A 20,383-nucleotide genomic window follows, 5' to 3' on the forward strand; every position below is an offset into this window, starting at 1 on the left:
GGCGGGACAGGCCCTAGTGGCCGGAGCCGTCCGGGCCGTTCGGCAGGGCGCCGTCGATGACGGGTGCGCCGTAGCTGGCCGCCGTCGCGCCGACCCACGCGCCTCCCGCGGTGACAGCCGTCGCGGCGGCGAGTCCTCGCCCGGCTCCGGAGACCGCCCTGCGCCTGACGGACCGGCCGCCGACCGACCCGGAATCACTGCCACCGCCGGAACCTGACGCACCATCGACATCCGAAGCACCACCGGATGCGCTGCCGACGTCACTACCCGCGTCGCTGGAACCCGACGGACCGCCGGCGTCGCTGCCACCGGACGTGCTGCCGGCGTCGCTGCCGCCGCCGATGCTGGCCGTGTCGCTGCCGCTGGCGATGCTGGCCGTGTCGCTGCCGCCGCTGCCGGTGCTGCTGCCGCTGCTGCCGCTGCTGCCGCTACTGATGCTGGCCGTGTCGCTGCCGCCGGCGGCGTCGCTGCCACCGGCATCGCTGCCGGCGTCGCTGCCGCCCGACGCTCCGCCGGACTTCGTGGAAGCCGGCCCCGTGGCCTTGGAACCGGACGATCCGCTCGCCGACGCCGCACCGCTCGGTGCTGACTTCCCGCTTCCGGCGCCACGCCCCCGGGCCGCCAGGCCCGCGGCGCCGGTGGCGACCGCCCCGGTGGCCTTGGCTGCCCCGCTCGCCGCACCCGCGGCGGCGCCGGACATGCCGTCGGAGGCGCCCAGCGCCGCTGCGGCGGGAACCACCAGCCGGAGCAACGCGGGCAGTGCCACGGCCGAGAGCAGCAGGACGCCGCAGCCGGCGATCTTCTGTTGGGTCGAATCGGCGCCGGAGGAGGTGATCATCGCCGCGCCCGCGTACAGAACCAGACCGGTTGCCGGCTTGAAGACCAGCCAGGCGACCATCCACGCGATGTGCTTGCGCCACCACGAGCTGCCCCACTCGGTCATCGAGGCCGCCGCGGCCAGCGGCAGGGTGCCGGAAAGGATGACCATCACGCCGAGCCGGATGTAGAGCAGGATGATGTGGATGATGCCCGCGATGATCAGCAGCAGCCCGACGATGATCAGCAGGAAGGCTGTCAGGCTGTCGGTTCCGCACTGGGCGATCAGCTTGAGCTGCTCCTTGACGCCGCTCTCGTAGAGATGCGTGGTGTACCTGTCCGTCAGGGCGGCCAAGGCGTTGATGACGTAGGTCGCGGCACCGGCGACCAGGATCATCCGCAGGATTCCCTTGACCGCCATCGTTCCGGGCTGTGCGCGGCGTTCCAGCGCCATGCGCGCGGAGGCGAACAACAACGACGCGACGGCCAGGGCGATCACCAGCCACCGGATCTGCAGACCGATCTTGCCGTTCACCGAGGCGTCGGTGGTCGTGGGGATGTTCTTGGCGACATCGGCGAACAGGCTGACGGCCGCGCTCAGGATCGCGTTGGCGATCGAGCTGAGAATGCCGTCGATGCCACTGTCCAGGACGGAGGCGACACCCCCCAACGCCCCGCCGTAGGTGGCGTCGCCACTGCAGGAAGCCATCTCACACCTTCCACATCACGAAGCCGGCGTTGGCCGTCACGACCTTCAACGGGGTGTGCAGGTTGCCGTCGCTCAACGGCTGCACCTTCCAGTCGCCGCCGGTCCAGGCCACCGTGTAGTCGGCGATCCCGTAGACCTCGGCGGTGTCCTTGATCAGCAAGCGGACCGTGGCCTCGTCCGGCGAGTAGGTCAGCAGCATGAAACCGGCCAGCGACCGGGAGGTGTACTGCGGCGGCGCCCCCCGGTCGGACGAGCGCATCGCCACGAAGATCTCGCGCGAGATGCCCGGTACGACCTGCTGGTCCGTCACCGTCTCCCAGTCGCTGCCGCTCATCTGCCGCGGAATGACGTGCGCCGCCATGACCGCACCCATCGGGGTGTGCGCGTAACACCACAGCAGCGCACCGCTGGTCATCAACGGTCCCGACGTCGGTGAGAGCGGAATCCTGCCGCCGTTCAGCTGCTGCCAGGTCACGTCCTTCGGCGGCGCCGCCGGCGGCTCCTGGTCGGAGTCGTCGGACCGGCACCCACCCGGCCGGGACCCGTCCGGGCCGACGCCGCCGGAGAGCGGGCCGGCAGCCGCTGCGCGCTCGACGCCGTCCCCGGCGTCCGGGCCACCGGTCAGCACGGTGGCGCCTCCCGCACACACCACCAGGACCAGGAAGACGGCCGAGACCTGCCATCCCCGCTGCTGCCAGAACGGCCGATCGTCCACTTCACCGGACTCGGATCGACGCCACACCGCTGGTTCCCCTCGCTCGAAACGAACTGGTCGCAGAACTGCTACTTGGCCGCGGGCGTCTCCGTGCCGCCGTTGGTGAAGAACCAGCCGATCACCGGGCCCGCCACGGCGACGAGGATGCAACCGCCGAGGACCATGCCGAGGCGGCTCATGTGCTCCGAGCTCTCGCCCCGCTTGTGCGAGATGGCCATCATCGTTCCGGTGACCAGCACCCCGCAGACCCCCGCGGCCGTACCGGCCCAGGCGATGAGGTTGAGGCCGAGCTCCACGAACTTGACGAGCTCCGGCGGGGCCTTGCCGCCACCGGTCGGCTTGGGGACATCGCTGAGCAGCCCCGTGGTCACGGTGTAACGAAGGTCAGACAGAGTCATGGCGCTTTCTCCTTAGAAAATGTGTTCCTCAACGCCGGTGGGCGTCAATTCCAGGGGTGCAGAAACTCCATGATCGGGCCGGCCGTGAGGCCGACGATGCAAGAGATTCCGATGAGGACGATGCCGCGCCAGTGCTCACTGAATTCGCCCGGTTCACCGCGCCGCAACTGCAGCCCGAGATTGGCTCCGACAATGATCAGGCCCGCCACCGCGGCGGCCGAGACCGCCCACGCCAGCAGATTGAGCAATTTCATACCCGCGTCATCGGGTTGACCGCTGTCGAATGCGAAGGCCGAGAGCGGTTTCTCGCTGAATGAATGACCCGGAACCTTCACGCCGGGGCAGTTCATCTTGAACCCGATCGTGACACCGGTGGCCGTGCACTGGCTCGAGCCGGTGATTTCCTTGAAGTTGTCGTGGGTGTGTTCGCCGAACACCTCGAAGTCGAGCCACACGTGATCGTTCGGCCCGCCCTCGACGTAAAGGGTCTCGGTCTGTCGTGCCAGCAGATGTTTCGAGCAGGCCCGGTCGCTTCCCCGCGGCTTCTTCATGGACGTGTCGCTCTTGATGCAGAACTGAACCGTCGCACCCATCTGGTTGTCGACATCCACCTTGATCATTCCCGGCCTGTCGTCCGCCCGCGCCGGCGCCGGCGCGGAGGCCAGGGCGCCCAGCCCCAGGACCGCCGTTGTCCCGGCGACAACCATGCCGATCCACGTCGCGCGCTTCACCGTCCTCCCCCTCGCTGCGTGGTCTGCACCACGCGGCCGAGCTTGACCAGTTGCTTGGGCAGCCGGTCCACCTGCCGTCCCAGCCGCCACTGGGGAATCCACGGGACCTGCCACATCGGCGCCTTCGACCGCAGCATCCGGACGCGGCTGCGCAGTGTCTGGGGCAGCCGGCCCGGCAGGTCCGCGACCAGGACCAGCCCGAGCAGGTCCATGCCCGCCGGGTAGCGGTTGTCGATGACCGCGTTGAAGGCCCGCGCCGCCGCGAGCAGACCCTGCGCATCGGTACGTGCCACCAGCAACACCCGGGCCGGCTCGTCCAGTGTGGAGTCCGGCCAGCGGCAGCCGATGTCCGTACCGCCGAGCACCTTCGCCAAGGTGGAGGCGCCGGCACCGCCGTGCGCCGCCACCCAGCAGACGCCGTCCGCGGTGAGCGGGCGGGCCGTCACATCCCGCACTCGCCGCGGCGCGGTCTCGTGCCAGGGCGGGGCGTCGGACGACGGCGCTGAGGTCGCGTTGGTCAACGTTCTCGCCCCTTCGTCAGGCGTCGGGAAATGCTTGTCAGATCCCCACAACGGCCCGGGGCAGGCGCCGGTTCACGCCGTCGCGGGTTTCTTCGAAGCAGACCCCGCCGGCACCGCCTGGCGCCGGTCGCCGGTCTCGCAGAGCTGCACGATCCGGCCCAGCCCCACCGCCTGTTTCGGCAGGCCGGGCACCTGCTTGCCGAGCCGCCAGGGTGCGATCCACGGGACCCGCCACACCGGGACGATCGAGCGCAGCAACCGGATCCGGGTAACCAGCGGCGGCGGCAGCGGGCCCGGCGCGTCCGCCACCAGAACCAGGCCCACCAGTTGCATCCCAGCCGGGTGCCGGCCCTCCCGCAGCGCGTTCAGTCCCCGGGACGCGGCCCGCAGCCCCTGGGCGTGGGTCCGCGCCACCAGCATGATCCGGGCCGGTTCGGCGCGGGCGGCGTCGGGCCAGCGGGCGCCCAGATCCCGGCCGCCCAGCACGATGGAGAGGGTGGTGACGCCCGCGCCGCCGTGTGCGGCCACCCAGCCCAGGCCGGGGGCGGACAGCGGGCCGGGTGCCGCATCGGGTGCGTGGATCATGCCGGGCTTCTCTCTGACGAAGGTGTGCCGGTGGACCGGCGCCGTGGCGATGCCCGCCATAACGGCCACCGGGCCGCACCGGTTCACCACCCCCGGGTCAGACCGCCGCGAACTGGACCCAGCTGACGTTGACGAACTCCTCCGGCTGGCCGCTGGTGAAGGTCAGGTATACGTCGTGCTTGCCTGTCACCGGCGCCAGGTTGCCGGGAATCACCCGCCAGCTCTCCCAGCCGCCGGTGTCCGCCACCGCCACTGAGCCCAGGACCGGGCCGGTCGCGCCGTCGATCCGGATCTCGACCAGGCCGGAGATCCCCGGGCCGGCGCCGGCGGCCACCCGCACGGTGAACTGGGTCGCCGGGGTGCCGCCGAACTCCACCCCCGCGTAACAGGACCAGTCACCGTTGCTGAGCTTGCCGAGATAGCCACCCGGCCACGTCGTGGTGCCGTGCTCGGACGAGGGGCTGCCCGCCGGGATCTGGCCGTAGGCGTCGTGCTTACCCGGCCCCGCGACCGGCGGGACCACCACGGCCTCGGCCGCGTCCGGGACGACCGGCTGACCGGCGTCGCCCCCGCCGGCACCGAACGGCGTCAGCGTGATGTGCAGGTGCTGCGGCGCGTGGTCCTGGGTGTATGACGCCTTCTCGGTCACGTCGTCGAACGGGAAGCCGTACGCCATCCCGTCGGCGGCGTACTTGTGCATGATCCGCGAGTAGTGGTTCGTCACCGACCCTCGGTAGAAGGCGCCCGCGTCGGTTGTCGGCTGGTCCGGGTTGCCGAGCACGGAACGGTTGAACCCGGCGCCGAGGACGGCGGCCACCGGCCCGCCCAGCGAGTCGTTGGGTGCCAGCAACGCGCCGTCGCAAAACAGCACGTCCTTGGTCGAGGGCCGGGCGAAACTCCGAACCCCGCCGGTGAAGGTCAGCTGCCCGCCGTTGACCCTGCCGGTGAACGAGCCCTGCATCGTCCGCACGCGCAGATCCGTGCCGGCGTACTTGTCCCAGATCTCGCCGATGTAGCCGTCGAAGTAGTTCGCCGGGAACCGGCCCATCCCGATGGCGTGCCCGGGCGCGACGATCCGCCGGTTGTCGCCGATGACCAGGCGCTCGAAGCCGGGCTGACGCCGCATCTCGTCGAAGATCCGGTCCCGGCTGCCCGGTGCGGGATCACCGGCGGCCTTCTCACCGCCGCCGCCCCGCAGCCGGATCGCCATCGGGATGCTGAACATGTCGACCTGCGTGGTGTTGCAGAACATCCCCTGGTCGTTGAAGGTGAACTCGCAGCAGTCGTGCAGCACGTCAAAATTCGGGTCACCCTCGGTCCACGCCACCGGATACTGCAGCGCGGGCCGGCCGTCGCCGTCGACGACCGCCTTGAACCGCAGCTTCCCGTCGATCGCGAAGTAGATCCGCCCGGACATCTTCGGCAGGACGAACGAGCCTTTCCCGACCGCGGACAACGGCACGCCCAGGTCCAGGTAACCGTCGCCGCCGCTGTCACCGGTCGACACCTGACTGAATTGGCCGGAGTTCTTCACGTACCCCATCCGGCCGGTCGCCGCTTCGGTGCCGACGACGTACATCGTGATGGCCGAATCGGGGAACCGGCCGGTGTCGTTGGCGACGGTGATCGGCAGTGCGGCGGCGGCCTCGGCGCGGGAGAAAAGCGCGGAGCCGAGGAAGGGCACGCTCGCCACCGCGCCGCCCGCGGCGAGTCCGAGGACCATTCTTCTACTGGGCATGTTTTTCTCCTCCGGGCACAGAAATGGATCGTCCAGAGTCAAGCAACGGCACCCCGGAAAGCGCATGTCCCGTTTCCGGTGTCCCTTTCACCGGCGGGCGCCGCCGGGCCCCAGATAGGCGGAGACCACGGGCCCGCTGCCGGCCCGGCTGACCGTGAAGAAGACCAGAGTGGACAAAGGCACCCCCACGTCGGCAGTGATCTCCTGCAGCTTGCCGTCGCTGGTCCAGTTGACGACCGGCCAGGCATGGCCGTCGGAGGTCACCGCCTGCAGCCGGTAGCCGACACCGGGCCGCAGCCCGTCGACGGTGGCCCGGACGTTGACCCCGGCCTCCTGCTGGGTGACGAAGACCGAGAGCGAGGCCCCGGTCGTGCGGTCCGCCGCGGTCGCCGCGGCCGTGACCACCGGTACGGCGGCAGTGCGCGCCTCCCGTTCGCCTCGCAGCAGCGCGCCGAGGGCCAGGCCGCCGATCACCAGGACCAGGGTCAGCAGCATGCTCATCCGGATCAGGGCGGTTCTGCGCGGGTTACGGCCCCGCGGCCGGACCAGTTCCAGCTCGAGCGCGAGGGGTGGGCGTGCCTCGGAGACCTCCCTGCGCACCAGCTCTGCGCGGCGGGGGGCGGGGCTCTGAGGGAGCACGAACGCGGGCGGCTCGAGCTTGACCACCGGCTTCTGCTCAACCGGCTTGACCACCGACGGCTGCTCCACCGGCTTCTGCACAGCCGGCTTGACCACCGACGGCTGCTCCACCGGCTTCTGCACAGCCGGCTTGACCACCGAGGACTGCTCCACCGGCTTCTGCACGACCGGCGCAGGTGGTTTGACCGCCGGTTTCTGCTCGGGCGGCTTGACCTCAGGCTTCTGCTCGACCGGCGCAGGCGGCTTGACCACCGGCTTCTGGTCGATCGGGACGGGTTGCTTGGCCGCGGCGATGGGCGTCGGCTCGGCCTTCGCCAGCTTGCCCTTGGACGGCTTGACCGGCTCGGGATCCGGCACGGCGGAGGGCACCGAGACCGGCGGCGGCGCAACCGGCCGCGGAGCGACCGGCGGCGGCGCAACCGGCCGCGAAGCTATGGCCGGCGGAGCAACCAGAGGTGCAGCAACCGGAGGGGGAGCAAGCACCGGAGGCGGGGTGATGGGCGGCGGAGCGACAGGCGGATCCACCGGCTCGGGGCTCGGCACAGCCGCCCGGCGCTTCCGGAACGGCAGCCGCCGCGGTTGACGAGCGGCCACCGGCTGCGCGTCGTCGAGCGGCGGGTCCGCTTCCGGCTCAGGCGCGAAGAACCGCACGAACCGCTCCGAAGGCGGCCCGCTCCGGTTCAGTGCCCCGAAGCTGTCCAGCACCTCGTCCCGGTCCCGCTCGGAGAGCAGCGCCAGCGCCGCGACCGTGTCGATGACCTGCTGCGCCTCGTCCCGGCAGGACGCGCATGCCGGCAGGTGCTCCTCGATGAGCGCACCCTCGGCCGACCCGAGGGTGTCCAGGTAGTACAGCCCGAGCAGCTCCGTCACATGCGGCTCGTCGCCGCCCATGTCAGCCACCCGGCCCAACCCTTCCGACGGACGGCCCTCGCCGTCGCGTCCATCAGCCCAAGTGCCCCTGTCGGGTGGCACCAACGGGTCCTACCCACCCCGGGTTCACGAATTCCCGAATTCACCTGCCGCCTTGTGAACCACGGCCTCCCGGTGTCCGTCTTAGGGCCGGGCTCTCGCGCGTGCGGGGGCAGGCCAGGAGGAGCCCGTGTTCAGAGTCGCCGTCGTCGCCGATCAGCCCGTTGCCCGTGCCGGGCTGGAGAAGCTGGCGTCCGACGATCCCGGCATGGCGGTCGCCGCCGCGGTCGCGTCGGTGGCGGACCTGCCCGGTGGCGCGTACGACGTCGTGGTGATCGATCTGCCCCGCCTCGACACCGCCGCGCTCGGCACCGTCGCCGAGGTGGCGACCGTCGGCCATCCCCTGGTCAGCTCGGCGTGGGAGCGCAGCCCGGGCCTGCTGGGCACGATCCGGGCCGGTGCGCGCGGCTGCCTCAGCCGGTTCACCGAGCAGCAGGACGTGCGGGACGCCCTGCACGTCACCGCGCGGGGCGGCTTCTACCTGTGCCCCCGGCTCACCGGCCGGTTCCAGCTGGAGCTCGCCAGCCGGGGTGATGAGGACCCGGGCGGGCTGGCCCCCCCGGGAGATCGAGACGCTGCGGTGGATCGCGTCGGGGTTCACGCACGCGCAGATCGCCACCCGGATGGGGCTGTCGACCACCACCGTCGACACGTACGCCAAGCGCATCCGCGCCAAGCTGAACGTGAGCAACAAGGCCGAGCTGACCCGGGTGGCGATCGAGCTCGGCCACGTCGTCCAGCGCCGGCGGGCCGCACCGGCGCCCGACCCGCCCGGCACCATGGCTCTGCAAGCGGTCCGCCGTTAGGCGCTCAGCAGGCGGCGGATCCGGACGGCCAGGAACACCGCCCCGCCCAGCGCGCCCAGCGTCACCAGCACAAGCAGCATCACCTGGCCGCCGGACCGGCCGCCACCGGAGGTGGCGATCTCCTGCTCGGTGGAGCTCGGGGCGGCTTCCGCCTCCTCGGGCAGCACCAGGGTCACCGCCACCGCCGGGTTGATCATGCCCCAGCCGAACGTGGCGTCGGGTTGCCGGTCGTCGCCCATCTTGTCGGCGCTGACCTGCACCCGGTGCGTGACCTGCCCGGCGTCGAGCTCCGGGTACGCGGCACGGACCAGCGCCGCGGTGGCCGCGACGAAGGCGACGGCGTACTGGGTGCCGCTCGCGGTCGTCAGGCCCCGGGGCCCCAGGCTGCTCACGTTGACGCCCGGCGCCACCACGTCGACCCCGCCGGAGCGGTAGTCGGCGGCACCCTTGCCGTTCACGCCCACCCCACCGGCGCGCAGCACGCCGACGAGGGCTTCGGCGGCGGGAGCGGACCCGACCTGCGCGCCGTGCACCACGACGACGTCCTTCTTGACCGCCTCGGCGACGGCCGCGGTGACGCCCTTGTCGGCCAGGTCCACCGAGGATCCGACGGCGATGACGGTGGCGCCGGAACGGACAGCCGCGTCGATCCCCTTGGCCGCGTCGGCGGCCTTCGTACGGGATTCACCACCGACCACCCGGATCGGCAGGACGGTCGCGTCCGGCGCCACCCCGGTCACGGCGCCCTGCTCGTTCTTGCCGGGCTGCGCGGCGATGATGCCGGCCATCGCCGTACCGGTGCCGAAGCAGTCGGTGTCACCGCGGCCGGTGCCGGTGACGACGTCCTCCCCCGCCGCGACGTGCCCGGCGAGCTGCGGGTGCGACGCCTCCACGCCGGAGTCGACAACCGCGACGATCTGGCCCTTGCCGCGGCTCTGCGGCCAGGCCTGGTCGGCGGCGAGCCGCAGGCCGGCCCAGTCGGACCGGCTGGTCGAGGCGGCGACGGCGGTGCACCCGGCCGGCCTGGTGGGCTTCGCCGGCCCGGCGGACGACGGCGTCGCCGGCACGCGCGTGGACGTCGGGGCGGCCGGGGTGCTCGGAGCGGCGGGCGGGGTGGCAGCGGCCGGGGCGCTGCCCGGCAGCAGGCCGTAGCGGACCTCGGCGCCGACGGCGTCCCAGGGCAGCTGCAACGTCCAGCCGGGCTGCAGGCGTGCCGGGTCGGTCAGCTTCCCGCCGTCCGGCTGCCTGCGGTCCCGGTTGAGGTTGAACACCTCGGCCGAGCGGGCGCCGTCGCCCAGGAACCGGGTGGCGATCTCGGTCAGGTTCTCCGGCGCGCCCCGATAGGCGGCGCTGACCTGGTAGTACTTCACGTACTCGCGGTCGTCGGCGGCCGGGGCGGCGGTCGCGGAGAGACCGATCAGCGCGGCCACCACGCCCAGGATGAGGCTGATCCGGAGACTTCGCACGGCGCGGCTCATCGGGTCGGGGCGACGGGGACGCCCGGCAGGTACACCGAGACCACCGGACCGCCGCCGGCGAGGGAGACGGTGAAGAACGACAGGTCGTCGATCCGCACCGGGAGGGTGCCGGAGACGTCCTGCACGGCCGCCGTTCCGGTCCACCGGGCAACCTCCCCGGTCGCGCTGTCGGAGGTGACTGCCCACAGGACGTACGACGTGCCGGCGCGAAGGCCGCTGACGGTGGCCCTGATGGTCACCCCGTCGCCGCCGTTGTCGGAGACCGACACCGATGCCGAGGCACCGGTGGTGTCGTCGGTGGCCACGGCGGCGGCGGTCAGCACCGGGGTCGGCTCGCCCTGCGGCGAGCGGACGAGCGTCGCCAGGCCGAGCCCGGCGACAACCAGGACGAGGGCGAGCAGGGCGCCGGCTCGCAGGAGCTTTCCGGTACGGCCGGTACGGCGCCCGTCCCCCGGACGCGTGGAGCCCCCACGCCCGGATGGCCGGACCGGCCCGGTGCCACTGCGCGCCGGAACGGGTGGCGGCGTACGCGCCGGAGCAGGAGGCGGCGTGGCCGCCGTACCGGGAACGAGGTCGTCGGTGCCGAGCAGCGCAAGCGCGGCGACCGCCTCGACGACCTCGTCAGCCTGCGCCCGGCACGTCGCGCATTCCTCGAGGTGGCGGTGGATCACGTCGCTCCGCGCGGGATCCAGCGCATCCATGTAGTGGAGCCCGAGCAGCTCCTGGTCGACATGGGCGTCGCTATCGATGATCTCAGCCACCCTCGGTTCCGCTCTCTGCGCCGCTGCTGGTGAAGGTGAAGCCACGGCTGATCAGGGCCTCCCGCAGAGCCTTGAGACCGTAGAACGTCCGGGACTTGACCGTGCCCGACGGTACCGCGAGCAGGTCGGCCACTTCGGACACCGACCGCTCCTGGAAGTAGATCTCGATCAGCGTCACCCGGAGCCGTTCGGGCAGCGAGTTGAGCGCGGCCCGCACCTCACTGGCGTCCACCAGCTTGTCGATGCCGTCCTCGGCCCGGGCGTGGGCGTCGATGAACTCGTCGGAGCGTTCCTCCGGGCGCACCTCGGCGGCCCGGATCTGGTCGATCAGGATGCGCTTGGCGACGGTGAAGAGCCAGCCACGGCTCCACCGGCCCTCGGAGTTGCGGGCGTCGGGATTGCGCCAGGCCCGCAGCAGAGTCTCCTGGACGATGTCCTCGGCCCGGTGCACGTCGCCCTTGGTCAGCCGGGTCAGGAAGCTCAGCAGCACCGGCCCGTGCACCTGTTGCAGGTGGCGCAGCGCGTCCGCGTCGGCGGTGGTGACAGCGCGCGGCGGTGGCTGTGGCGGTGGCGCCGGCCGGAGGTCTCCCGCGACGTCGCCACTGGTGCTCGAAGATAGGTGACCCACGATGAACACGCTCGCAGCAGGTGGCCGCGAAGTCACTGCGAGGAGGGCACTCATGACCGTACGCCCCGGTGAAGGGGTCCCTTCTTACCTCCGGGGACCGGGCCGGCGTCCCTATTCCGGGACGCCGGCCCGCCGGGAGCGCCGGGGTCAGCCACGGCCGGGACCGGCCGGCCGGTCGGCCTGGTCCGACCAGTGGCCACCGACCCGCGACCAGTGATCCTCGCCGCCGTCGTCCACGGGCCGGTGCCCGGTGAAGGAGGGTCCGTTGACCGGCGGCGGGGATGGTGGTGGCGCGGGGCCGCCGCTGGTCACGAGCGCGGGCGCCGGGGTCCGGAACCGGGGGTCGTAGAGGTCGATCTCCTCCTCCGGGCCGGCGGCGGGCTCGTCGGCCGGGTCCCTGCGCAGCAGCCGCCAGATCCGGTGGCCGAGCAGCAGCGCGGCGGCGATCATCAGCAGGGCGGTGACGATCAGGACGGTCGACCGGCCGCCGGAGTCCTTCGCCTGACCCGCCGGCCCGGCGGGGGCCGGCTCGCTCACCACGCCGGTGGGCAGGGGGGCCGGTGGCTCCTTGGCCTCCTCGGTCAGCACCTTGGTGACCGCCTCACCCGGGTTGAGGAAACCCCAGCCGTACTGGCTGTGCGGTGGGTCGCCGTCGCCCATCCGGTCGGCCGTGACCTTGATCCGGTGCGTCACCTGTTGCGCGGTGAGCTCGGGGTAGGCCGCCCGCACCAGGGCGGCCTCGGCGGCGGTGTATCCGACGGCGTAGTGGGTGCCGCTGCCGGTGACCGGGCCACCGCCCGCGGTCCCGGCGGTGGGTGCGGTGCCGCCGAGGCTGCTGACGTTGACCCCCGGCGCGGCCACGTCGACCGTGCCCTTGCGGTAGTCCACGGCCCACTTGTCGTCGACGCCGACCCCGGCCACCCAGAGCGCACCCTCGCCGATCTTGGCCTGCGGGTCGGGCTGCTTCGCCGGCGTCGGCGCGCCCAGCACCACGACGACGTTGCGCGTGATCGCCGTCGCGATGGCTTGCGCCACCTTGGCATCGGAGGCGTCCACATAGGTGCCGAGCGCGAGCACGGTGGCGCCCGCCGAGACGGCCGTCTCGATCGCCTTGGCCTGGACCTCGGGCGTGGCCGCCGGCTGGTTGACGGCGATGCGGATGGGCAGCACGGTGGCGTCCGGCGCGGCACCGACCGGGCCGTCGCCGCTCACCTGCTTGGCGACCACGACGGCGGCCATGGCCGTACCGGTGCCGAGGCAGTCGGTGTCGCCGCGCCGGCCGGGCTGGACGATGTCGGAGCCGCCGGCGACCCGGCCGGCGAGCTGCGGCATGACGCCGTTCACCCCGGAGTCGATCACCGCCACGACCTGGCCCTTGCCCCGGCTCTGCGGCCAGGCCTTGTCGGCGGCGAGCCGCAGCCGGGCCCAGTCCGACTTGGTGCTCGACGCGGCGGCGGAGGCGCATCCGGTCGAGCCACCGGGCGTCTGCTGGGAGGCCACGCCGCTCGGTATCGCACCCGGGCTGGGCCGCGTCCCGGTCGCGGGCGTGCCGCCGCCGACGGCGGGCGGGCTCGGCTTCGACGTCGGAGACTTGGTCTTGGTCTTCGTCGGGGCGGGGGCCTTGTCCGGCAGGACGCCGTACTGGATGCCCGCGCCGACCGCGTCCCAGGGCATGACGAGCAGCCACCCGGCCCGCAGCCGCCCCGGGTCCGCGAGAACCTTCCCATCCGGCTGCTTGCGGCCGGCGTTGCGGTCGAAGATCTCCCCCGCGCGCCCGCCGCTGCCGAGGAAACGCCCGGCTATCTCGGTCAGGTTCTCCGGCGACCCGTTGTACGCCGAGGTCACGGTGTAGTACTTGACGTACTCCTCGCCCGCCGCCTGTGCCGTCGCGGGCAGCGCGAGCACCGCCGCGCCGGCCATCCCGGCCAGGAGCACGCGGATCGCCGTCCGGCTGATCCAGGACATCCAGTTCCCTCTCGTCGAATCCCGCGGTACGGCCCGGCCGATGGGGTGCAGCCGACGTTCCGGGCGTCGCCCACACGACGGCCGGCGACGGGCTCCGGTTCACGCCGACCGAGATCAAATTCCGCTCGAAGAGGAAGCCGCGCTCGTGCGGGGCCTCCCGCGGGACCCTCAGAATCGGCAAGCGTCTATGTCCAAATGTGAGCGGTAACAAATTTGGATTAACACGCTGCGGACGGTGTCATCACGCCACTGAGCTGCACTTTAGTCGATACCAGCGTGGATCTTGCGTTCGCTTCTGGGTGTTTGCCGGCGCGACCTTGACAGGAAAAGTTTGATAGTGCGTGAATGTGTTTCCGAATCATAAACGTCGATGCAATGCCAAGACGGACCTGACCAGCGACTACTGAGCCAGGAGAAAGCACGTGACTGATCCCCGTACCCGGCCATGGCGACGCTTCCTCGCCGTGACCACCGCCGTCCTCGCCGCCTCGACCGGCGCGCTGATCGCCACCGCCTCCCCCGCGGCGGCGTTCGCGCCGAAGACTCCCCCGCTGACGACGCCCTGGACCGGTCAGGTGTCGACCACCAATCCGCTGCCCGAATATCCCCGGCCGCAGCTGACCCGGCCCGACTGGCAGAGCCTCAACGGGATCTGGCAGTTCGCCGGCGCCGCCGCCATCGACACGCCGCCGGTGAACACGACGCTGAGCGAAGAGGTGCTTGTTCCGTACCCAATTGAGAGCGCTCTCTCCGGCATCATGCGGCATGAGAACCACATGTTCTACCGCAGAACCTTCACGGTTCCGGCCGGCTGGACCGGCCGCAACGTGCAGCTCAACTTCGGTGCCGTCGACTGGCAGTCCAAGGTTTGGGTCAACGGCACGCTGCTCGGCACGCACGAGGGCGGCTACGACAAGTTCTCCTACGACGTCACCGGCGCGCTGCGCGCCGGCGCCAACGAGGTCATCGTCGGCGTCTGGGACCCCACCAACGGCCAGGACATCCCGGTCGGCAAGCAGCGCACCAACCGCGGCGGCATCTGGTACACCCCGTCGTCCGGCATCTGGCAGACCGTCTGGCTGGAGCCCACCAACCCGGCCCGGATCACCCGGTTGGACACCACCCCGAACGTCGCCGCCGGCGGCCTCGACCTGGTGGTGCAGGCGGCGAATGCGAGCGGCCAGGCGGTCACCGCGCAGGTGCTCACCGGCGGCACGGTGGTCGGAACGGCAACCGGCACGGTCGGTGCCGGCCTGCGGGTCCCGGTCCCCAACGCCCGGCTGTGGACCCCGGACGATCCCTTCCTGTACGACCTGAGGGTCACCCTCGCGTCCGGTGACACCGTGGGCGGCTACTTCGGCATGCGCTCGCTGGGCAAGGCCATGCTCGGTGGCACCCTGCGCCCGACGCTCAACGGCAAGTTCGTCTTCCAGCTCGGCACCCTGGACCAGGGCTACTGGCCGGACGGCCTCTACACCGCGCCCACCGACACCGCGCTGCGCTTCGACCTGGAACAGCAGAAGGCGCTCGGCTTCAACATGGTCCGCAAGCACATCAAGGTGGAGAACGACCGCTGGTTCTACTGGGCCGACCGGCTCGGCCTGATGGTGTGGCAGGACATGCCGGCGCTGGCCAGCGGCCGGGAGCCCTCGGCCGCCGGGCGGGCCCGGTTCGAGAAGGAACTCAAGGAGATGGTCGACGAGCACAAGGGCATCACGTCGATCGTCCAGTGGGTGCCGTTCAACGAGGGCTGGGGCGAATACGACGCCGGCCGCATCGCCGACCTGGTAAAGAGCTGGGACGCCACCCGGCTGGTGAATCACAACTCGGGCTCCAACTGCTGCGACTCCGACCCGGACCCGGGCAACGGCGACGTGATCGACGACCACATGTACGTCGGCCCCGGCATGACCCGGCCCCCGACGGCCACCCGGATCGCGGTCAACGGCGAGTACGGCGGCCTCGGCCTGCGCGTGCCCGACCACGAGTGGCCGACCGCCGGCAAGTTCGCGTACGAGTGGCTGCCCGACACCAACGCGCTGACCAACCGCTACGTGCAGATCACCGGCAAGCTCGCCGAGCTGATCTCGGCCAACGGGCTCTCCGGCTCCGTCTACACCGAGCCGACGGACGTCGAGGAGGAGCTGAACGGCTTCTACACCTACGACCGGCAGCTCCAGAAGATGAACTTCGCCAGCGTGCGGGCCGTCAACCTGCGGGTGCTCGGCGCGGCCGCCGGCACCACCCTGCCGACCGGCAAGCTCGCGTCGCTGCGGGTGACCACCCCGGGATACACCGACCGGTATCTGCGGCACGCGAACGGCACCGCCGCCACCGCGGTGATCAACGCGGCCAGCTCCACCGGCGACAAACAGGACGCGACGTTCTGGGTGCGCCCGGGGCTGTCGAACAGCGCCTGCTACTCGTTCGAGTCCCGCAACTTCCCGGGTCAGTACCTGCGGCACCGGGCGTACCGGGTCTACCGGGAGGCGAGCACCGGCGGCACCTTCGACGCCGACGCCACCTTCTGCGCCCGGCCCGGCCGCACCGGCGGCGGCACCTCGCTGGAGGCGTCCAACATGGCCGGTTACTACCTGCGCCACCGCAACGCCGAGGTCTGGATGGACCGGGACACCGGCGGTTCGTTCAGCGCCGACGCGACGTGGGGCGTGGTCAATCCGTGGTGGCGCAGCGGTGCCGACCTGCCCACCGGGCAGACCAGGTCCTTCCGGGTCACCACCGCGGGTTACGACAACCGCTATCTGCGGCATCGCGACTCGCTGGCCCGGACCGACGTGATCAACGCCGGCAGCACGCTGACCGACCGGCAGGACGCCACCTTCACGGTGCGGGCCGGCCTGGCCGACAGCACCTGCTCCACCTTCGAATCGGTCAACTTCCCGGGCCGCTATCTGCGGCACGCCGGCTACCGGCTGCAGATCGCCACCAACGACGGCACGACCGTCTTCGCCCAGGACGCGACCTTCTGCGCCCAGCCGGGCCGCAGCGGCGGCGCCGGCACCGTGTCCCTGGAGTCGATCAACTACCCGGGCTACTACTGGCGGCACTACGCGGAGGTCGTGTACATCGCCACCGACGGCGGCGGCAACGCCTGGGACAACCCGGGCAGCTACGCCGCCGACGCCACCTGGAACAACGCCGCCCCGCTCGGGTAGCGGCTCCTACCCGGCCCGGCCCGGTCGCGCCGGGGACCTGAGACAATAGGACCATGGAAAAGCCGACCTTCGTGTACGACGGTGACTGCTCGTTCTGCACCACGTGCGCGCAGTTCATCGAGCGCCGCATCCCCTCGCACGCGACGGTGATCCCGTGGCAGTTCGCGGATCTGGGCCGGCTCGGCCTGACCCTCGAAGAGGTCGAGGAGGCGGTGCAGTGGGTCGGCCCCGACGGCACGATCGCCTCGGGCCCGGACGCGATCGCGCTGCTGCTGCGCGACGCGGGCCGGCTGTGGGAGGTGCCGGGGCGGGCGCTGCAGCTCAAGCCGGTCGGAGTGCTGGCCTGGCCGGCGTACCGCTGGGTGGCGGGCCACCGCCATCTCCTGCCCGGCGGCACCGCGGCCTGCTCTTTGCCCCAGGCCCAGCGCGAAAAGCTCTACGGCACCCCGGCGACCGACTGAGCCGGTCAGCGGAGGGTGGCGATGAGGCGTCGCAGGGAGGCCTCGGCGGGCGGTCCCCAGGTGGGTTTGCCGCCGGGGCCGCCGTCGTCGCCGACGAAAATGCAGCCGAGGGCGCGCCACACCGCCCAGCCACGAGCGCGTCGCAGGGTCGCGGCGTCCGGGGCCGGCTGGTAGGCCGCGTAGAAGCGGTCGATGGCGCCGTCCGGCAGCAGGATCCACGCGGCGGCGAGGTCACATGCCGGGTCACCGGCGCAGAGGGCACCGAAGTCGACCACGCCGCAGAGGGAGCCGTCGGCGGTGAGGACGTTGGCCGGATGCAGGTCGGCATGGATCCACAGTCCCGGGCCGGTCCATTCCGGCGCGGTGACCGCGTCGTGCCAGACGGCGGTGACGGCGGCCAGGTCAGAGATCAGCCCTCGCTCGGCAGCGGAGGCAAGCCCCCTGGTGACTCCCTCGGCCACGTCGGCCAGCGGGCCGCCGCGGTCCCAGCCGGCGGGCGCGCCCACGGGGGCGGGTTCGTGAAGGGCCGTCAGGAAAGCGGCCAGGGAGTCGGCCGTGTCCGCGGCGCGCGTGACCGGAGCACGGTCGGCGGATGTGCCCGGCACCCAGGTCGTGATGAGCCAGGGCCGAGGGAACCGTTCCGAGGGTTCGCCGATGCGCTGTGGGACGGGCACCGGCAGCGGAAGGCGGGCGGCCAGCTTGGGCACCCAGGTGTGCTCCTTGCGCAGCAGCTCGTCCGACTCCCCGGTTGCCCAGGGCAGCCGAACGGCGAGGTCGTCGCCGAGGCGCCACAGCTGATTGGCCCAGCCACGCGCACCCAGCCGCACCGGGTGATCGGCGAGGTCGGGATGCTGGTCACGCACCAGATCCCGGACCAGTTCCGCGGTGATCTCAACGTCAGCGTCGGGCATGCTGACGAACTCTAGCTAGATGGGGCGAGCGCAGTATGCGAGGGAAGACAGTCCGGCTTGGTCCAGCAGTGTGTCTGTGCTGACGAGGATGTCATTCTTTCGCGGGCAGCTTTGCCCTTTGAGCGTTTGTTTGACGATCTTGTAGGTGGCCCCGCCGCCGTCGCAGGCGACCTCGCGATAGGTGCCCGTTCCTGACAGGCAGTCGCCCACGCGGATTTCCATCCCGCCGCCGCCGGGGTCACCGGGATGTGGACCCTTGAGGTAGCGGACGCAGACGTAGCGGGGGGCGGTGGCGTAGCGAAGGATGTCGCTCGATCCGGCTCGGTCCGCTTCGTTCCCTGTCCGCGCGGCGATGCCCAACACGCCGTCGGCGTCGGCCGGGCAGTAGGGGGAGCCGTACAAGCTGAGGCTGGTCTTGCTGCGATAGCGGACCTTGCCGAGGGCCGCCGGGTCGTCGCACGCCATCTCCTGGACCTGGCCCGGCTCAAGGGCGAAGGTCGCGGGGCCATAACAGTCCCCCATTGCCAAGAACACGTCATCATTGTCCTTGTAGGGCGACGGCGATGGGGACGGGGACGGGCTGAGCGAGGCAGGCGCGGCAGACGACGCCACATCGACGATCGGGGATGCGGAAGCCTCCTTGCTGTCAGCCCCACCGCTGTCCGCACCGGAACAGCCGGCCAGGGCAAGGCCCGCCACCAGGACGCAGACGGCAACGGTGGAAAGGACTGCACCACGACCGCCTGTTCGTTCCAGCCTCATCGATCCCTCGCCTCCCCCGGACGAGCGCTTCGTGGCGCCCGATGCAGCAAGGATGGAGGAACCCAGATCCCTCACACAAGCTCACGGCGACCAGATCGAGCCGCTAGGCAAGGTTCACATCCGGGGCCCCGCTCGCCAACGAACATCGACGCTCTTGGCTATCCGAGGCTGCCTACTCGCTATCCGGCCAGGCCGATCTTGATCGCCAGATCGTTGGCGTCCCGGCGCAGCGTGCTCGGGCCGTTGAGCAGCTCCACCACCATCTGCCGCGGCGCCGTGCGCTGCAACAGCACGGTGTCGAACAGCTGGCCTGCTGACCGGCTGTCAGTTCAGGCGGGCGGTGCCCAGCACGTGTCCGTCGTTGTCAGCCACCGCGACCGCGCTGACGTTGCGGAGCTGGATCGAGCTGGCGCCGGTGACCTTGGCGTTTCCGCTGGGCGTCGGTCCCCAGATCGCCGCCTGTTCCACCGTCCCGTCGGCGTTCCGGACCCGGCAGACGAACGGCCCTCGGCCCCGCAGCTTCGACACGGTCAGGTCGATCGAGACGCCCCAGGTCTTGCCGGTCAGCACGGCCTGCCCGGCCAGCCCGCTGCCGTCCTCCGCCTCGAAGACCGCGGTGACCGCGGGTTGGCTCGGCGCGGCAGCGGGCGGCGTCACCGCCGGCGGGTCCTCGTCCCGGGCGATGACGACGCCGACTCCGGCCGCGACGACCAGCACGGCCGCGGCCACCGCGGCCAGCCGCCGGCCCAGGCCGCGCCGGTTTTCCCGGGCCTGCTCGGCCCGCATCCGGGCGAGCAGGCTCTCGATCCGCGCGGGGCTCGGTCGGCTGCCGGCGGCGACGGGTTGCTCCCGCTCCAGGGATTGGAGCAGATCCGGTACGGGCGCCAGCCGGTCCAGCTCGGCTCGGCATTCGTCGCAGCCCAGCAGGTGCTCGTCCAGCCGGTCGGTGTCGGCGTCGTCGAGCCCGCCCAGCAGGTAGCCGCCGAGCAGCCGGCGCAGCTCTTCGTGCTCGGCGCTCATCGCAGCACCCCCATCTCCTCGAACGCCTGCCGCAGGGCCCGCACCGCGTAGTAGGCACGTGACTTGATCGTGCCCTCGGGCACCGACAGCTGCTGCGCGGCGTCCGCCACGCTCTGCCCCTCGTAGTACATGGCCTGCACCACCGCGCGGTGGTCGGCGGAGAGCCGTTCCAGCGCCTCCGCGACCAGCCAGCCCTCGACGAGCTGATCGACGTTGTCGGCCGACGGCACCGCCGCGACGGCACCCTCGTCCGCGACCAGGTGCGGGCGGCGCTGCTCGGCCCGCCACGCGTTGGTGACCACGTTGCGGGCGATGGTGAGCAGGTAGGAACGGGTGCGGCCGGGCTCCGGGTCGAGGTGGTCGATGTGCCGCCACGCGCGCAGCAGCGTCTCCTGCACCAGGTCCTCGGCCTTGTGCCGGTCGCGGACGTACCGCGAGATGAAGCTGAGCAGCACCGCGTAGTGCTCGGTGTAGAGCGCGGTCATCAGCTCCTCGTCGGGATTCACCCGTCGCCTCATCCGCAGCTCCCTCGTCGGCCCACCCCCACGTTGTACCCCGGGTTCTGGCGGCCGGTTCGATCAGGGCGAACAAAAG

General features: G+C 71.6%; 20 protein-coding genes. 3 read left to right on the forward strand and 17 right to left on the reverse strand.

All coding sequences use genetic code 11. The features are described 5' to 3' along the window. Positions 1 to 13 precede the first annotated feature (13 nt). The 9 genes from DMB66_RS61300 to DMB66_RS22635 form a co-directional block, all read right to left on the reverse strand. Complete coding sequence (locus tag DMB66_RS61300; protein ID WP_158647323.1) at positions 14 to 1,525, reverse strand: hypothetical protein; 1,512 nt, start codon at positions 1,523 to 1,525, stop codon at positions 14 to 16. A 1-nt stretch (position 1,526) separates the two neighbouring features. Next, positions 1,527 to 2,267 (reverse strand): hypothetical protein, encoded by a 741-nt coding sequence (locus DMB66_RS22600; RefSeq protein ID WP_125806116.1) that lies wholly within the window; start codon positions 2,265 to 2,267, stop codon positions 1,527 to 1,529. Between the two features lie 41 nt (positions 2,268 to 2,308). Continuing rightward, a complete protein-coding gene (locus DMB66_RS22605) occupies positions 2,309 to 2,638 on the reverse strand; it encodes a hypothetical protein (RefSeq protein WP_125806117.1) in 330 nt (109 codons plus the stop codon). A 44-nt stretch (positions 2,639 to 2,682) separates the two neighbouring features. Beyond that, positions 2,683 to 3,369: a hypothetical protein gene (locus DMB66_RS62655; protein ID WP_199752573.1), complete on the reverse strand. Its 687-nt coding sequence runs from the start codon at positions 3,367 to 3,369 to the stop codon at positions 2,683 to 2,685. Beyond that, positions 3,366 to 3,890, reverse strand: coding sequence for a DUF6668 family protein (locus tag DMB66_RS22615; protein ID WP_233624772.1), 525 nt, complete (start codon positions 3,888 to 3,890; stop codon positions 3,366 to 3,368). Before DMB66_RS22615 ends, DMB66_RS62655 begins: the two co-directional genes overlap by 4 nt. A 72-nt stretch (positions 3,891 to 3,962) precedes the next feature. Continuing rightward, complete coding sequence (locus DMB66_RS22620; protein WP_125806118.1) at positions 3,963 to 4,475, reverse strand: DUF6668 family protein; 513 nt, start codon at positions 4,473 to 4,475, stop codon at positions 3,963 to 3,965. A 97-nt stretch (positions 4,476 to 4,572) separates the two neighbouring features. After that, complete coding sequence (locus tag DMB66_RS63930) at positions 4,573 to 6,213, reverse strand: beta-1,3-glucanase family protein (RefSeq protein ID WP_125806119.1); 1,641 nt, start codon at positions 6,211 to 6,213, stop codon at positions 4,573 to 4,575. An 87-nt stretch (positions 6,214 to 6,300) separates the two neighbouring features. Then, positions 6,301 to 7,743, reverse strand: a complete 1,443-nt coding sequence (locus DMB66_RS22630) for a zf-HC2 domain-containing protein (protein ID WP_370318984.1) — start codon at positions 7,741 to 7,743, stop codon at positions 6,301 to 6,303. A gap of 234 nt (positions 7,744 to 7,977) precedes the next feature. Beyond that, entirely contained in the window at positions 7,978 to 8,247 is a 270-nt protein-coding gene (locus tag DMB66_RS22635; RefSeq protein WP_125806121.1) for a hypothetical protein, read from the reverse strand. A gap of 107 nt (positions 8,248 to 8,354) precedes the next feature. On the opposite strand from DMB66_RS22635, the gene DMB66_RS22640 reads away from it, so the two are divergent. After that, positions 8,355 to 8,627: a response regulator transcription factor gene (locus DMB66_RS22640; protein WP_125806122.1), complete on the forward strand. Its 273-nt coding sequence runs from the start codon at positions 8,355 to 8,357 to the stop codon at positions 8,625 to 8,627. Here DMB66_RS22640 and DMB66_RS22645 read toward each other — a convergent pair. The 4 genes from DMB66_RS22645 to DMB66_RS22660 all read right to left on the reverse strand — a co-directional run bounded on the left by DMB66_RS22645 (position 8,624) and on the right by DMB66_RS22660 (position 13,459). Then, the gene (locus DMB66_RS22645; RefSeq protein ID WP_125806123.1) at positions 8,624 to 10,093 is read right to left on the reverse strand and encodes a S8 family serine peptidase; all 1,470 of its coding nucleotides are present in this window, start codon (positions 10,091 to 10,093) and stop codon (positions 8,624 to 8,626) included. The genes DMB66_RS22640 and DMB66_RS22645 overlap by 4 nt on opposite strands. An 8-nt stretch (positions 10,094 to 10,101) precedes the next feature. After that, complete coding sequence (locus DMB66_RS22650; protein WP_125806124.1) at positions 10,102 to 10,866, reverse strand: zf-HC2 domain-containing protein; 765 nt, start codon at positions 10,864 to 10,866, stop codon at positions 10,102 to 10,104. Next, on the reverse strand, positions 10,859 to 11,494 hold the full coding sequence (locus tag DMB66_RS22655) for a sigma-70 family RNA polymerase sigma factor (protein ID WP_233624773.1): 636 nt from the start codon (positions 11,492 to 11,494) through the stop codon (positions 10,859 to 10,861). Before DMB66_RS22655 ends, DMB66_RS22650 begins: the two co-directional genes overlap by 8 nt. A 147-nt stretch (positions 11,495 to 11,641) precedes the next feature. Further along, on the reverse strand, positions 11,642 to 13,459 hold the full coding sequence (locus DMB66_RS22660; RefSeq protein WP_125806126.1) for a S8 family serine peptidase: 1,818 nt from the start codon (positions 13,457 to 13,459) through the stop codon (positions 11,642 to 11,644). 422 nt (positions 13,460 to 13,881) lie between these two features. Between DMB66_RS22660 and DMB66_RS22665 the strand changes: the two genes are divergently transcribed. Continuing rightward, complete coding sequence (locus DMB66_RS22665; protein WP_125806127.1) at positions 13,882 to 16,635, forward strand: AbfB domain-containing protein; 2,754 nt, start codon at positions 13,882 to 13,884, stop codon at positions 16,633 to 16,635. Between the two features lie 53 nt (positions 16,636 to 16,688). After that, positions 16,689 to 17,096, forward strand: a complete 408-nt coding sequence (locus DMB66_RS22670; RefSeq protein ID WP_125806128.1) for a thiol-disulfide oxidoreductase DCC family protein — start codon at positions 16,689 to 16,691, stop codon at positions 17,094 to 17,096. A gap of 5 nt (positions 17,097 to 17,101) precedes the next feature. Here DMB66_RS22670 and DMB66_RS22675 read toward each other — a convergent pair whose 3' ends face one another. The 4 genes from DMB66_RS22675 to DMB66_RS22690 all read right to left on the reverse strand — a co-directional run bounded on the left by DMB66_RS22675 (position 17,102) and on the right by DMB66_RS22690 (position 20,307). Further along, positions 17,102 to 18,007: an aminoglycoside phosphotransferase family protein gene (locus DMB66_RS22675; RefSeq protein ID WP_125806129.1), complete on the reverse strand. Its 906-nt coding sequence runs from the start codon at positions 18,005 to 18,007 to the stop codon at positions 17,102 to 17,104. A 15-nt stretch (positions 18,008 to 18,022) separates the two neighbouring features. Continuing rightward, a complete protein-coding gene (locus DMB66_RS65585) occupies positions 18,023 to 18,769 on the reverse strand; it encodes a hypothetical protein (RefSeq protein ID WP_125806130.1) in 747 nt (248 codons plus the stop codon). 324 nt (positions 18,770 to 19,093) lie between these two features. Next, positions 19,094 to 19,789 (reverse strand): zf-HC2 domain-containing protein, encoded by a 696-nt coding sequence (locus DMB66_RS22685; protein WP_125806131.1) that lies wholly within the window; start codon positions 19,787 to 19,789, stop codon positions 19,094 to 19,096. Continuing rightward, complete coding sequence (locus DMB66_RS22690) at positions 19,786 to 20,307, reverse strand: sigma-70 family RNA polymerase sigma factor (RefSeq protein WP_125806132.1); 522 nt, start codon at positions 20,305 to 20,307, stop codon at positions 19,786 to 19,788. Before DMB66_RS22690 ends, DMB66_RS22685 begins: the two co-directional genes overlap by 4 nt. Positions 20,308 to 20,383: the final 76 nt, after the last annotated feature.

The sequence above is a fragment of the Actinoplanes sp. ATCC 53533 genome (assembly GCF_003947245.1).

Excerpts from the sequence above, each read along its gene's own strand:
- DMB66_RS22620 (WP_125806118.1), bottom strand. The coding sequence starts at position 4,475 with ATGATCCACGCACCCGATGCGGCACCCGGCCCGCTGTCCGCCCCCGGC.
- DMB66_RS22690 (WP_125806132.1), bottom strand. The coding sequence starts at position 20,307 with ATGAGGCGACGGGTGAATCCCGACGAGGAGCTGATGACCGCGCTCTAC.
- DMB66_RS22660 (WP_125806126.1), bottom strand. The coding sequence starts at position 13,459 with ATGTCCTGGATCAGCCGGACGGCGATCCGCGTGCTCCTGGCCGGGATG.
- DMB66_RS22640 (WP_125806122.1), top strand. The coding sequence starts at position 8,355 with ATGAGGACCCGGGCGGGCTGGCCCCCCCGGGAGATCGAGACGCTGCGG.
- DMB66_RS22605 (WP_125806117.1), bottom strand. The coding sequence starts at position 2,638 with ATGACTCTGTCTGACCTTCGTTACACCGTGACCACGGGGCTGCTCAGC.
- DMB66_RS65585 (WP_125806130.1), bottom strand. The coding sequence starts at position 18,769 with ATGAGGCTGGAACGAACAGGCGGTCGTGGTGCAGTCCTTTCCACCGTT.
- DMB66_RS63930 (WP_125806119.1), bottom strand. The coding sequence starts at position 6,213 with ATGCCCAGTAGAAGAATGGTCCTCGGACTCGCCGCGGGCGGCGCGGTG.
- DMB66_RS22675 (WP_125806129.1), bottom strand. The coding sequence starts at position 18,007 with ATGCCCGACGCTGACGTTGAGATCACCGCGGAACTGGTCCGGGATCTG.
- DMB66_RS22685 (WP_125806131.1), bottom strand. The coding sequence starts at position 19,789 with ATGAGCGCCGAGCACGAAGAGCTGCGCCGGCTGCTCGGCGGCTACCTG.
- DMB66_RS22630 (WP_370318984.1), bottom strand. The coding sequence starts at position 7,743 with ATGGGCGGCGACGAGCCGCATGTGACGGAGCTGCTCGGGCTGTACTAC.
- DMB66_RS61300 (WP_158647323.1), bottom strand. The coding sequence starts at position 1,525 with ATGGCTTCCTGCAGTGGCGACGCCACCTACGGCGGGGCGTTGGGGGGT.
- DMB66_RS22670 (WP_125806128.1), top strand. The coding sequence starts at position 16,689 with ATGGAAAAGCCGACCTTCGTGTACGACGGTGACTGCTCGTTCTGCACC.